The sequence below is a fragment of the Vreelandella piezotolerans genome (assembly GCF_012427705.1).
GTDB classification, from domain to species: Bacteria; Pseudomonadota; Gammaproteobacteria; order Pseudomonadales; family Halomonadaceae; genus Vreelandella; species Vreelandella piezotolerans.
In genome coordinates, this window is the sequence record NZ_CP048602.1 from 1,640,857 (window position 1) to 1,653,422 (window position 12,566).

Below are 12,566 nucleotides of genomic sequence, written 5' to 3' on the forward strand. Positions count from 1 at the left end.
GGAGCCGGTTTTCTCGGCAGCCCAGGCTGCCGAGGTACAGAAAACCTTCAGCAATAGGAAACCGACATGGTTGATACATCTGTCATCTTGCTCGGTGTTGTCATGTTCACGGTCATCGTTATTAGCTTAACGGCGATCATTCTGGCAGCGCGCAGCAAGCTAGTGAGTAGCGGGGACGTGACGATCGAAGTCAACGGCGACCCCGAGCACACCCTGAAGACCCAAGCCGGCGGCAAGCTACTGAACACCCTGGCGGCCAACGGTATCTTCCTTTCCTCTGCGTGTGGCGGCGGCGGTTCCTGCGCCCAGTGTAAGTGCCGCGTGGAAGAGGGCGGCGGTTCTATCCTGCCGACGGAAGAGTCGCACTTCACCATGCGCGAGAAGAAAGAGGGCTGGCGCCTCTCTTGTCAGGTTCCTGTGAAGCAGGACATGAAAGTAGAAGTGCCGGAAGAAGTCTTCGGCGTGAAGAAGTGGGAAACCGAAGTAACGGCCAACCCGAACGTCGCGACCTTCATCAAAGAGCTCAACTTGAAGCTGCCCGAAGGCGAAGAAGTCGCTTTCCGTGCAGGTGGTTACGTTCAGCTCGTGGCTCCGCCTTACGACATCAAGTTCTCGGACTTCGATATCGAAGAAGAGTACCGTGGCGACTGGGAAAAGTTTGGTCTATTCGACATTTCCCACAAGAACAACGAGGAAATCATCCGCGCCTACTCCATGGCGAACTACCCGGAAGAGAAAGGTCTCCTCAAGTTCAACATTCGTATCGCGACGCCGCCTCCTGGCACCAGCCATCCCCCGGGTCTCATGTCGACCTACGTCTTCAGCCTGAAGCCGGGTGACAAGGTGACCGTCATGGGGCCGTTTGGTGAGTTCTTCGCTAAAGACACCGATGCCGAGATGATCTTCGTCGGTGGTGGTGCGGGCATGGCGCCGATGCGTAGCCATATCTTCGACCAGCTCAAGCGTCTGAAGTCCGATCGTAAGATTTCGTTCTGGTACGGTGCGCGCTCCTGGCGTGAAACCTTCTACAACGAAGAGTACGATCAGTTGGCAGAAGAGTTCCCCAACTTCGAGTGGCATCTAGCGCTCTCCGATCCGCAGCCGGAAGACAACTGGGAAGGCCCGACGGGCTTCATTCACAACGTGCTTTACGAAAACTATCTGAAGGACCATCCGGCTCCTGAAGATTGTGAGTACTACATGTGTGGGCCGCCCATGATGAACGCCTCCGTTATCAAGCTGCTGCTTGATATGGGGGTCGAGCCGGAAAACATCCTGTTGGATGATTTCGGCGGCTAATGTCGCATCCGCAGACGTTAGACACGGGGCTAGCCTTAGGGCTAGCCCCGTTCGTTTATGGAGTGATCGACATGCACATCGTGGGGAATTTGCCCGGAATGCCTGATCATTTTGCATTGGCTGGGGTACAATAGAGGATAATTTTTAAGGCACTTATCGGCGCGATGGCTGTCGGCAGGTAAGGCACTCAACGCAATGTCGGGAGGACCACATGGCAATTTGGCTACTGGTATTCGGTTTTATGGCGCTGATCATGGGGGCCATGGCCGTCGGTGTTTTGATGGGCCGTAAACCCATTGCAGGCTCCTGCGGCGGCTTGAACCAAATCGGCATGAAAGAGGGTTGCGATATTTGCGGTGGCAAAGACGAGGTTTGCGAAGAAGAGAACCGCAAACGTGGCAGCGTGCGCCGGCGCAGCGACGAAAGCCGCGGAGCAGATCTAGGCTATGATGCGACACGCCGTTGAGCCGCATCACGGCTAGCGATTCATGATATACACGCACACACGTTCAACGCTCGCTTAATCGCGGGCGTTTACGTATGTGTTGGCGAAAATGTAAAGGAATGAGGAGATCCAAACCGTATGGCGGTTCACAATTACGATGTCGTGGTTATCGGGACCGGTCCCGCCGGGGAAAGCGCTGCCATCAATGCTGCCAAACACGGTATGCGGGTGGCGATCATCGAGAAACAGACCCAGGTCGGTGGTAATTGCACCCACTGGGGTACCATTCCTTCCAAAGCGCTGCGCCACCAGGTCAAGCAGATCATGGCGTTCAATACCAACCGGATGTTCCGCGATATCGGTGAACCGCGCTGGTTCTCTTTTCCCAAAGTCATGGAGCGCTCGCGCGGCACGATCGACAAACAGGTCGAAATGCGTACGACATTCTACGCGCGCAATCGAATCGACCTCTTTCACGGCGTCGCGCGTTTCAAAGACGAACATACTGTCGTCGTTCGCGACCGCCAAGAGGGGATGGAAGAGTTAGTGGCCAAGAAAATCGTCATCGCCACCGGCTCACGCCCTTATCGCCCGGCGGATATCAATTTCCGTCATCCGCGCATCTACTGTTCCGATACCATCCTAAGCCTTTCCCATACCCCGCGTACGCTGGTGATTTTTGGCGCGGGTGTCATTGGCTGTGAGTACGCCTCCATTTTTTCGGGGTTGGGCGTCAAAGTCGATCTGATCAACAACCGCGATAGTCTGCTGTCGTTCTTGGACGACGAGATCAGCGATGCGCTCTCGTACCACCTACGCAAACATGGCGTACTAATTCGTCATAAGGAAGAGTACGAGAGCGTCGAGGGTGACGAGGCGGGCGTGGTGGTCCGCTTGAAATCCGGCAAGAAAATCCGCGCCGATGCGTTTCTTTGGGCCAACGGCCGCACGGGTAACACCGACAGTTTGGGGCTCGAGAACATTGGCCTAGAGGCCAACGGTCGTGGCCAGCTCAGCGTCGATGAACACTATCGAACGTCGATTCCGCATATTTATGCGGCAGGGGACGTGATCGGTTGGCCAAGCCTGGCCAGCGCCGCCTACGATCAGGGCTTGAACTCCTGTAACGAGCTCTTGGAGAAAGAGTACCGCTTCGTTAGCGATGTACCGACCGGTATCTATACGATTCCCGAGATCAGCTCCTTTGGCCCCAACGAGCGTGAGTTGACCGAAGCCAAAGTGCCCTACGAAGTGGGCAAGGCCTTCTTCAAGGACACCGCCCGTGCTCAGATCACCGGCGATACCGTGGGTATGCTCAAGATCCTGTTCCACCAGGACACGCTAGAAATTTTGGGTATCCATTGCTTTGGTGACCAAGCCTCCGAGATTTTGCATATCGGCCAGGCGATCATGCAGCAAGAGGGCGAGGCGAATACGCTCAAGTACTTCGTTAACACTACCTTCAACTACCCGACCATGGCCGAAGCTTACCGGGTCGCCGCGCAAAACGGTTTGAATCGCGTTTTTTAAGCGCCCATAAAAAGGGGGCTGATGCCCCCTTCCTGTTGTCACACCACTTTCCCGCGGTTAGGCCTTTACAGCGACTCCAGCAGCTGCCGTGCACGGGGCTGCCATTCGCCTTCGAGCGCAGCGGCACGCTCAAGCGATGCTCGTGCGTCGTCGATGCGCTCTTGTTGGTATTGCAAAATAGCGAGGTTCAGCCACGCTGCGCCCATCGTGGGGTCTAACTCCGTGGCAGACTTGAACGCGCTCAGTGACGCGCTCGCCTGCTGGTCGGCATACAGCGCATTCCCTAGCGCAAACTGCCCCATCGGGTTTTGTGGGAAGCGCTCGACAAACGCCTGCCAGCTACTCAGTGCCTTCTCGGTGCCATGCTGCTCTTCATAGGCGCTAATCGCTTCCAGAGCATTACGTGCGGTTACGCCCTCGGGTAGGCTGCCTGGCTCGCTGACCACAAAGCCCCAGCGCTCAGAACGAGCCCAGGTCGCATCGAATCGGCTAAACGATAGGGTATGCCGCTCGATCTCACCGCTACGCAAAACCAGCGTTTCGTTCGGCAAATCAAAACCAATCGCCACCGCATAGTGCCACATGGGAAAGGCGGGCAGGGCGAGGTTCTGCATCACGACGACCGGGTCGCCAGCTTCCAGATGCGTCAGCAGGGCGTCCATGGTGCCGCGAATGGGAATCGCCAGCCGTTCGTAGCGGCGTACCGTGGCCAACATCTCTGGCTGCACGCTGCCATCTCGGCCCGGTAAAAAGACCTGAGGAATCAGCTCGTCCAAGCCGACGTCCACGCCTTCGTGATTGAGTACCATCGCCAGGGTTGCCGGACCGCACTGATACTCGGTTTGGGCGTAAAACGGCACGTCGGTAAGCTCGGTTTGCGGAGTAAGGCTTGCTTTGGTGCTTTCCAGCAGCACGGGGCTGCGGGCACAGCCGGTTAGCAGCAGGATCAGCAGGCTCAACACCAAAACGCCCGCAGAGCGGGCGTTAACGGAACGGTCCATGGTCACCAATACGTTAGCGAGTGAACGGATAAACATCGGTCAACCCTAGGATGTCCGTTACCAGCAGAATGACGAATACCGCGAACAGCGCGCCGATCACACCGGCACCGGCAGGCAGTTGTTCGAGCTGCTGTGCCATTTGCTGAGCTTCGGCATCGCTAAGGGCTGCAACACGCGCCTCGACATCGGCGGGATTGACGCCCTGTTTGAGCAGTTGATCTTGCACATCGGCACGGGCGAGGATTTCGTTGATACGCTCGCGGTCAGCGCCAGCACGGTCGCCTGCTAAAACAGACTGCGTCGATACCAGATCCATACCTTGTGGAGCGGTAGGGGCCGCCACGACGGGCAGGCTGGTCAGCACTAACGCAGCAATCAAAAGGGTCGAGAGGTAAGCACGCACTGTTTTCATCGTCTTCATCCTTAGACTGGTCGGGGAGCAGGCCATCAAGGGCCCGTTAAATAGTATAGAAACAAACAGATGCGGTTTTAAGATAAAAATGCAAAGTACTAATTATTTGCACTAATGCGATAGGTCCAGGGTGTTTCCGCTAAAATGCCCTTGGCTCCGGCCATGGTCATGGCCAGATCGTGCAGCCCCGGCCACAGCGGTACGACAGAGGCGCCTTTGACCGCCAAGTCCAAGCGCTGCGCCATGAGCAGCAGTTTGTGCAAGCGCTTCATGGAGAGTCGGCCAATGGCTTTTTGATAGGCCGGGCGGCGTTTATCGAAAATCATCGGCTTTTGGGTTTTGCAGGCGTGTTCGAAACTCTGGCCCTGGTCGAGATGCTGATGCAGGGACAGCAGGGTGCGCAGCTCGCGGGTCAGCGCCCATAGGACGATGGGCGCTTCCACGCCTTCGCTCTTCAGGCCGTGGACGATCCGCGAGGCGCGGCTGGGTTCGCCTTTCAAGCAGGCGTCTGCCAGATTGAAGACATCGAAGCGGGTACTGTCTTCGACGCCTTGAGCAATGTGTTCGACGTTGAGCCGAGTGTTGGCCGGGTAGATCAGCGCCAGCTTCTGTAGTTCCTGATCCGCCGCCAACAGATTGCCCTCGGTGCGCTCACCCAGTAAGCGCGCCGCTTCCAGGTCGATTTGCAGGCCGTGATGCGAGGCCCTATCGCGCAGCCAGTAGCCAAGGCGCGAGGCATCGACCGGCCAAACGGGCACGAACAAGCCGTGTTTGTCCAGCGCCTTGAACCAGGCGCTTTTCTGCTGCTTGGCATCGACTTTGCCCATGCTGACCAGCAGCAAATCATCGCTGCCATCCATCATGTCTGCGTACTGCGCCAGCGCTTTGGTGCCTTCCTGCCCCAGCTTTTGATTGCCCAAACGCAGCTCCAGCAGCTTGTTAGAGGCAAACAGCGAGAGGTTACTGGCGGTTTCCAGTAGCCGTCCCCAGGCAAAGTTGGGCTCCACGTCCAGCACTTCGCGCTCTTCGATACCCGCTTGGCGGGCGGCGGCGCGGACGGCATCGCAGGCGTCACGATGCTGAAGCGGCTCGTCACCCGCCACGATCACCGCTTTCGGCAGCTTCTTGGCAAGAGCGGCAGGCAATTGATCGGCAAATACCTTCACCGCAGCGCCTCGAGATTGGCCAACCGTTCGATGATGCGCTGGGCAAGCTGGCGGGTCAGCGTTTGCTGGGCTTCCTGGAAGAGCGTCTCCCGGTTCAGCAGGTCGTCATCGCTGACGCGAATGCGCGTGCTGGTCGCCACCGTAGCATCGTTCAACGCGTACGCGCCGGTATCGCGCTGCTGCACCGACAGCGACGTGCTCAGCGTTAGTTCATGCTCTCGGCTCGCGCGACCCTCGGTGCCAATGGGGCGCTGCTGTAGCGAGGGGGTGCTCAGCGTCACGCGCCAGGGCGCACCGCTTGTCACCTCGGTGCCCAGTTGCTGCAGACGTGTGCGAAGCTGCTGAGCGAGAGCGCTATTGTCATCGCCCTCTAACGATAGCGCAGGAAGACGTGGCATGGATTCCGAACCGCGCAAGCGGAACCCACAGCCGCTGAGCAGCACCGCCACCGAGGCGGCAGTACTCAGGGTCAAGAAGCGACGGCGATTCATCCACTCACCACAATGTTAACCAGCTTGCCGGGCACCACGATCACCTTACGAACCGTTTTGCCTTCCAAATGGCGCTGGACGTTATCGTTTTCCATCGCCAGTTGCTCGATGGCGGCTTTATCAGCGCTGGCCGGAGCTTCCAGGCGGGCGCGAAGCTTACCGTTCACCTGTACCACCAGCTCGATGCTGTCGCGGGTCAGGGCGGCTTCGTCGACGTCCGGCCACTGGGCTTCGATGGCCGGCTGTTCGTGGCCGAACTGTTGCCACAGCGTGTGGCACAAGTGCGGGGTAATAGGGGCCAGCAGCAGGACGCAGGCCTCTAGCGCTTCACGGCTGACCGCCAACCCCAGCTCGGAGGTATCCTCGAACTTGGCCACCGCGTTGGAAAGCTCCATCACGGCCGCAATGGCGGTGTTGAACGTGGTGCGACGGCCAATGTCGTCGCTGGCTTTCTTGATGGTTTCGTGGGTCTTGCGGCGTAGCGCTTTTTGGACGTCGTCGAGCGCGTCGACGTTCAGCGTGCCCGGCGTGCCCGCTTCCAAGTGCTCGCTGACCTGACGCCAGATACGCTTCAAGAAGCGATGCGCGCCTTCCACACCGGAGTCCGACCACTCCAGCGACTGCTCGGGCGGTGCAGCGAACATCATGAACAGGCGCACGGTGTCGGCACCGAACTTGTCGATCATCGATTGCGGATCGACGCCGTTGTTCTTCGACTTGGACATCTTCTCGATGCCGCCCATCTCCACCGGCTGGCCGTCGCTCATCAGTACGGCGCTCAGCGGGCGGCCTTTCTCGTCGCGCTTCACTTCCACATCGGCGGGATTAAACCACTCTTTACCGCCGTTCTCTTTAATGCGGTAGAAGGTTTCGGCGATCACCATGCCTTGGGTGAGCAGCTGCTGGAACGGCTCGTCGGAATTGACCATGCCGAAATCGCGCAGCAGCTTGTGGAAGAAGCGGGCGTAGAGCAGGTGCAGAATGGCATGCTCGATACCGCCAATGTAGAGATCCACCGGCAGCCAGTAGTTGGCGCGCTCGTCCAGCATCGCCTCGTGGTTATCCGCACAGCAGAAGCGGGCGAAGTACCAGGAGGACTCCATGAAGGTATCGAAGGTGTCGGTTTCACGCACCCAGCCGTCGCCCAGCTCGGAGAACTCCGGCATCTTCTTCAGCGGCGAGCCGGAGGCATCCACGGTGACTTCCATGGGCAGGGCGACGGGCAGCTCGTCATCGGAAAGCGGTACGGTTTGGCCTTCCGGGCCGTACTTCACCGGAATCGGCGCGCCCCAGTAGCGCTGGCGGGCAATGCCCCAATCGCGCAGGCGGTAGTTGGTTTTCACTTCGCCACGGCCCAGTTCGGCCAGCTTGGCGGCAATGGCATCGAACGCCGCTTGGAATTCCAGGCCGTCGAACTCGCCGGAATTGATCAGCGTGCCGTGTTCGACATACGCGCCTTCGGAGATATCCGGCGTGTTGCCTTGCTCATCGGCGACCACCGGCTTCAGCTCGACACCGTACTTGGTGGCAAACTCCCAGTCGCGCTGGTCGTGTGCGGGCACGGCCATGACCGCGCCAGTGCCAAACTCCATGAGCACGAAGTTGGCCACAAAGACGGGCACTTCTTCACCACTCAACGGGTGAATGGCTTTATGGCCCGTGGTCATGCCCAGCTTCTCTTTGGTGGCCATTTCCGCTTCAGAGGTGCCGCCTTTGGCGCACTCTTCACAGAACGCCGCGATCTCGCTGCTCTGCTCGGCGGCCTGTTTGGCCAGCGGGTGCCCGGCGGCCACGGCCACGTAGGTCACGCCCATCAGCGTGTCCGGGCGGGTGGTGTATACCGCCAGCGGCTCGCAGGCGCTACCATCGGCGGCTTTGATATCGAAGCTCAGCTCGACGCCACGGGATTTACCAATCCAGTTGCGCTGCATGGTTTTGACCTGCTCGGGCCACTCGACGTTATCCAAATCCGCCAGCAGTTCATCGGCGTAGTCAGTGATCTTCAGGAACCACAACGGGATCTCTTTGCGCTCCACCGGCGCGCCGGAACGCCAGCCGCAGCCGTCGATGACCTGTTCGTTGGCTAGCACGGTTTGGTCGACCGGGTCCCAGTTCACCGTGGACATCTTCTTGTAGACCAGCCCTTTCTCCACCAGCTTGGTGAAGAACCACTGCTCCCAGCGGTAGTAGCTGGTGTCGCAGGTAGCGAATTCACGGCTCCAGTCGTAGGCAAACCCCAGTGCCTTCAACTGGTTGCGCATGTAATCGATGTTCTGATAAGTCCACTTGGCAGGCGGCACCTGATTTTGGATCGCGGCATTTTCCGCCGGCATTCCGAACGCGTCCCAGCCCATGGGCTGCATGACATTTTTACCCTGCATGCGCTGGAAACGTGAGACAACGTCGCCGATAGTGTAATTACGCACGTGGCCCATGTGCAGCTTGCCGCTGGGGTAGGGGAACATGGATAGGCAGTAGAACTTTTCGCGGTTGGCGTCTTCTACGGCTTTGAAGCACTGGTGCTTGTCCCAGTACTGCTGAGCATCACGTTCGATATCACGGGGGCTGTAATGTGCGTCCATCGGTGTTTTCAATGCCTTGGGGTCATTCGCCCAGCTAAGGGCGCAAAGTGAATAATAGATGACGACTGTCAGATAAGTAGCGTCGATTGTATCCTATGCGGGTGTATCCTTGAACGGCTAGCCGATGATAGGCATCACCTGTGGCAACAAAAGGAGAGGACCCATGGAAAAACAGAACGATCACCGCCTTCGCGAAGGCTACGAGCGCCTGTTGGAGCGCATGCAAGATGGCGCCAACGAGCTCACTTGGGACAACCTGCAAAAGGATTTGGACGACGCCGTTGCCTTCGAAGCCGAGCTGGAAGAGTACACCAAAGACGAGCTGGCCCTGCTACGCGCCTGGGTAGAGCGCGACCTGAAAGACATGCGCTACTACATGGCCGATACCGGCAAGCAGGTGGCAAGCTGGCTAGGGATCGATATCGACCAGCTCTCCCGCCGCGTGGCGGAATCGCTACTCTCGATTGCCGACCGCAGCATCGTCGAGCGCGAACGCTTCGAGGATGACCTGGAAGCCGCCCGCGCCGACTACTGCGAAGGCGAAATGGCCGCCCCTGGCTTGATGGCCTGCACCCACTGCGATGCCCAGGTAATGCTCAACGAGGTCGCCCGGCTGGAACCCTGCCACCAGTGCGGCCACCGCTACTTCTACCGCTTCCCCAATAAAATCATCGAAACCTGATTGTTAACCCAGCCAAGCGCCCAAGCCTGCGATCGCCCCCAGCGAGAGCAGGCTCATCATCGCTGCGTAGGGCAGGTTGTCTTTCATCATGCGATACCCGCTCACTCCATAGCGGCCCTGTAAGGAAAGATTGATACCGGAAAGCGGCCCTACGCTGGTGCCCACCGCCCAGGCGCTCAGCGCCACAAAGGCAAACAGCGTTTGCTCGCCGCCGCTCAAATCCAAAATAGACGCCAGCACCGAAACGCCAATAATTGGGTGCAGCCCCGCCAGCGCGCTCAGTGTAATGGCGGCAAAGCTGGCCATGGCCTGCCAGGTGCCAAAGCGGGCAAACAGCGTCCACTCATCGCCCGCAGCGGCGGCCACCAGCGTCGACAGCCCCAAAGTAAGTAACCCCGCCGCTAGAAACAGCGAAATCTCCCCACGCATGGCGGGCAGGCGGGTCACGGTATGCTGGCGAATACGCCGCAGGGTAAAGCGCGGCCCTTCCCGCAGGTTGCTTAACAGCGCCACCCCCGGCAGTAAAAAGGTAATGATGCTGACGATGGTCAGCGACGGCGTGATCCAGAAGTGAAACAGCATCACCAGCGCCGCCATGCCCGCTGGCATCAGCAGGCTGCGCGGCGATAGCGAAAAACCATCCACCTCGGCCAAATCGAACCGCCGCCGCAGCTCTAATGTGGTCAATAGCCCCGAGAGCATGGCCATCGGAAAACCCACCACGGCAATCTGGGCGTACTGCACCGATGGCACCAGGGCAATCACCACCGCCATGGAGGCAAAGAAGGGCGACCAAAGGGCTGCGCTAGAAAGCCCCCGGTTCAGCGCCAGTAGCTGCGGCGTGGTCAACGGCGCACGGCGGGCCAAGCGGTCGCCCACCATGAACACCGTCGATAGATTCAAAATCGTGCCAAGAAAATGAACCCCCAGCCAGGTGCGTAGCACGCCGTCCGCCCCCGTTACCCGCTTACCCGGCGCACGCTTGTTGCCCTGGGTGCCGATCAGCGAGATAAAACTCACGCCCACCAGCATGGAAGCCACGAACACGTTCCCCTGCAGCATGGCAGGCCAGTTCACCGCCGCGCCATACACGGTTTGCGCCACCACCAGCATCACCACACCCAGGGCAATCAACACTCCAGCCTGAATGCGTGAACGCTTGGGAATATCCCGCCACAGCAGCGCCACCGCCGCCCACAACAAATAGCTCACCGCCTGCGCGGTCGGCACCGCCCCGGTAAAGCCCACTATCTGCGCCAAAAGCCCCAGCAGCACCAATACCCCCGCCAAGCGCTGCCGCCTCGTCGTCTCTCGCATCTCGATCCCTTACTGGTTGAGTTAGCAGGCTAAGCTGGTTTGCGAGAGAAGGCTAGTCGCAAGAGGTTAAGGGGTAAGGGAGATGGCATGTGTGGGAGGTGACAGATGTAGCAGGTGGCAGAGGCGAAAGATGGATGGTGCGGGAGATGATAGTTGTGAGAGATGGAAAGAGTGGAAGATGACATGAGTGGGAAGGCGCTTCAGCGCGCGATGACCCAGCCACCCAGACATCGAAAAAGCCACCGATCCCGTAGCGCGGCGTAACGAACGAAGTGAGGCACCCGCGAAGCACCGCAACGCGGTGCCGAATGTGCCACCCAAGGCACGCAAAAATTTTCGCAAGGTAGGTGACCTAAGCAAATTTTATGAATAGAGTATGATTAAACAGGCAAAACGAGCGTGCAGGATAATAGGGGATATGTAGCCTGATTCAAGGGGTTGTTATTTAAAATCAATGGGTTAGGTGTTTTTTGGGACTGTATAACATCAATGACTGTGATCGCTCAGTTATTGATGTTATGTAGCGGGCTATATAACCACTGTTAGCCATCCTCAGGGAGAATACATGCCATCTTTGGATTTTGAGACGGAAAAGACAAATTTCCGAGATTACTACAACGAAAATAGTGGGCTACTAGATGGAGCAAAGGGGTCATTCATCACTCTAGTGAATTCCTTAATCAGAAGCTCCAGCGATATTGCTTTGTCAAAAATTGAAGGCCGAGTAAAAGATAGGGACGAATGCGTAAAGAAATTCAGCAGAAAATATCGAACAGATCTTGAATCAGAAGGCGACGAATATCAGATTATAGATCACATCACCGACCTAATAGGCTTGCGGGTAGTTTGCCTCTATGAGGATGATATAGTCAAAATTAAAGATCTTTTGTGCGAGCATTTTGATGTTATTGATATAACTGACAAGATTTCACAGATTGAAAATACCGAAAACTCTTTCGGCTACAAGGGTCTCCATTTGGACCTGAAATTAAATGAACAAAGAAGGGGGCTTCCTGAATATTCGAAGTTCACAGATTTCCAGTTTGAAGTTCAAATACGGACGATAATACAGGACTCATGGAGCGTTATTGATCACAAGATTAAGTACAAAAAATCTATACCGAATTACCTTAAAAGACGAATTAACTCTCTAGCCGCGCTATTTGAGGTAGCAGATAGGGAGTTCAGAGAAATCCGAAATGCTACAGAAGAAAGTATAAGGGCAGAAGACGTACCTCAAGAACAAATCACTCAGGAAACCGATCAAGTTGAATCGGGTGAAGAAGCACCTAGGTTTACAATTTCCCCTTTAAACGCGTTCAGCTTTTTGAAGATAGCGCAGCACTTTTTTAACGGTTTTGAGTTCGAGTCCCATAAGGTGGACGGATTTACCGAAGAAATTGTGTCTCTGAAACCGGATATAACTCGCGGAAAATTCAATTTCTATATGCGAGAGAATATCTCGCTAGTAAAGCGATATAAGGAGTTTTTCGAACATGAGTACCCAAATGATAAGTTGAATCCTTATACAATTATTAGGCACTGCCTATATAACGGTAATAAGGAAGCGTTTTCTAAATTGCTAACCAACCAATCAACCGAAACGTTTGAAGCATGGCTGGCAGAAAATGGCTAACAAAG

11 protein-coding genes are annotated in these 12,566 nt (G+C 56.9%); 5 read left to right on the top strand and 6 right to left on the bottom strand.

All coding sequences use genetic code 11. From position 1 onward, the window contains the following. The first annotated feature begins 66 nt into the window (after positions 1–66). The 3 genes from nqrF to sthA all read left to right on the top strand — a co-directional run bounded on the left by nqrF (position 67) and on the right by sthA (position 3,274). Positions 67–1,299, top strand: coding sequence for an NADH:ubiquinone reductase (Na(+)-transporting) subunit F (gene nqrF, locus GYM47_RS07490; protein WP_139528110.1), 1,233 nt, complete (start codon positions 67–69; stop codon positions 1,297–1,299). Positions 1,300–1,510: 211 nt separating this feature from the next. Then, the gene (gene nqrM, locus GYM47_RS07495; RefSeq protein ID WP_139528109.1) at positions 1,511–1,765 is read left to right on the top strand and encodes a (Na+)-NQR maturation NqrM; all 255 of its coding nucleotides are present in this window, start codon (positions 1,511–1,513) and stop codon (positions 1,763–1,765) included. Between the two features lie 117 nt (positions 1,766–1,882). Further along, positions 1,883–3,274, top strand: a complete 1,392-nt coding sequence (sthA, locus tag GYM47_RS07500; protein ID WP_139528108.1) for a Si-specific NAD(P)(+) transhydrogenase — start codon at positions 1,883–1,885, stop codon at positions 3,272–3,274. A 65-nt stretch (positions 3,275–3,339) separates the two neighbouring features. Here sthA and GYM47_RS07505 read toward each other — a convergent pair whose 3' ends face one another. From GYM47_RS07505 to leuS, 5 genes are all read right to left on the bottom strand, one after another. Then, complete coding sequence (locus GYM47_RS07505) at positions 3,340–4,275, bottom strand: PA2778 family cysteine peptidase (RefSeq protein ID WP_231125656.1); 936 nt, start codon at positions 4,273–4,275, stop codon at positions 3,340–3,342. Positions 4,276–4,288: 13 nt separating this feature from the next. Then, on the bottom strand, positions 4,289–4,687 hold the full coding sequence (locus GYM47_RS07510; protein WP_139528106.1) for a PA2779 family protein: 399 nt from the start codon (positions 4,685–4,687) through the stop codon (positions 4,289–4,291). Positions 4,688–4,785: 98 nt separating this feature from the next. Then, entirely contained in the window at positions 4,786–5,853 is a 1,068-nt protein-coding gene (gene holA / locus GYM47_RS07515; RefSeq protein WP_139528105.1) for a DNA polymerase III subunit delta, read from the bottom strand. Then, complete coding sequence (locus GYM47_RS07520) at positions 5,850–6,344, bottom strand: LPS-assembly lipoprotein LptE (protein ID WP_153843803.1); 495 nt, start codon at positions 6,342–6,344, stop codon at positions 5,850–5,852. The genes holA and GYM47_RS07520 overlap by 4 nt, the downstream gene beginning before the upstream one ends. Continuing rightward, complete coding sequence (gene leuS, locus GYM47_RS07525) at positions 6,341–8,926, bottom strand: leucine--tRNA ligase (RefSeq protein ID WP_153843802.1); 2,586 nt, start codon at positions 8,924–8,926, stop codon at positions 6,341–6,343. Before leuS ends, GYM47_RS07520 begins: the two co-directional genes overlap by 4 nt. A 163-nt stretch (positions 8,927–9,089) precedes the next feature. Here leuS and GYM47_RS07530 point away from each other — a divergent pair, with 163 nt between their 5' ends. After that, a complete protein-coding gene (locus GYM47_RS07530) occupies positions 9,090–9,608 on the top strand; it encodes a zinc ribbon-containing protein (RefSeq protein WP_139528102.1) in 519 nt (172 codons plus the stop codon). A 3-nt stretch (positions 9,609–9,611) separates the two neighbouring features. Here the strand turns inward: GYM47_RS07530 and GYM47_RS07535 are convergent, their stop codons facing one another. Then, on the bottom strand, positions 9,612–10,925 hold the full coding sequence (locus GYM47_RS07535) for a hypothetical protein (protein WP_153843801.1): 1,314 nt from the start codon (positions 10,923–10,925) through the stop codon (positions 9,612–9,614). A 565-nt stretch (positions 10,926–11,490) separates the two neighbouring features. On the opposite strand from GYM47_RS07535, the gene GYM47_RS07540 reads away from it, so the two are divergent. After that, complete coding sequence (locus GYM47_RS07540) at positions 11,491–12,561, top strand: GTP pyrophosphokinase (protein WP_153843800.1); 1,071 nt, start codon at positions 11,491–11,493, stop codon at positions 12,559–12,561. The last annotated feature ends 5 nt before the right edge of the window (positions 12,562–12,566 follow it).

Bases quoted from the DNA above. Each gene is read 5' to 3' on its own strand.
- GYM47_RS07510 (WP_139528106.1), bottom strand. From the start codon at position 4,687: ATGAAAACAGTGCGTGCTTACCTCTCGACCCTTTTGATTGCTGCGTTA.
- GYM47_RS07520 (WP_153843803.1), bottom strand. From the start codon at position 6,344: ATGAATCGCCGTCGCTTCTTGACCCTGAGTACTGCCGCCTCGGTGGCG.
- GYM47_RS07535 (WP_153843801.1), bottom strand. From the start codon at position 10,925: ATGCGAGAGACGACGAGGCGGCAGCGCTTGGCGGGGGTATTGGTGCTG.
- GYM47_RS07540 (WP_153843800.1), top strand. From the start codon at position 11,491: ATGCCATCTTTGGATTTTGAGACGGAAAAGACAAATTTCCGAGATTAC.
- GYM47_RS07505 (WP_231125656.1), bottom strand. From the start codon at position 4,275: ATGGACCGTTCCGTTAACGCCCGCTCTGCGGGCGTTTTGGTGTTGAGC.
- nqrF (WP_139528110.1), top strand. From the start codon at position 67: ATGGTTGATACATCTGTCATCTTGCTCGGTGTTGTCATGTTCACGGTC.
- sthA (WP_139528108.1), top strand. From the start codon at position 1,883: ATGGCGGTTCACAATTACGATGTCGTGGTTATCGGGACCGGTCCCGCC.
- nqrM (WP_139528109.1), top strand. From the start codon at position 1,511: ATGGCAATTTGGCTACTGGTATTCGGTTTTATGGCGCTGATCATGGGG.
- GYM47_RS07530 (WP_139528102.1), top strand. From the start codon at position 9,090: ATGGAAAAACAGAACGATCACCGCCTTCGCGAAGGCTACGAGCGCCTG.
- leuS (WP_153843802.1), bottom strand. From the start codon at position 8,926: ATGGACGCACATTACAGCCCCCGTGATATCGAACGTGATGCTCAGCAG.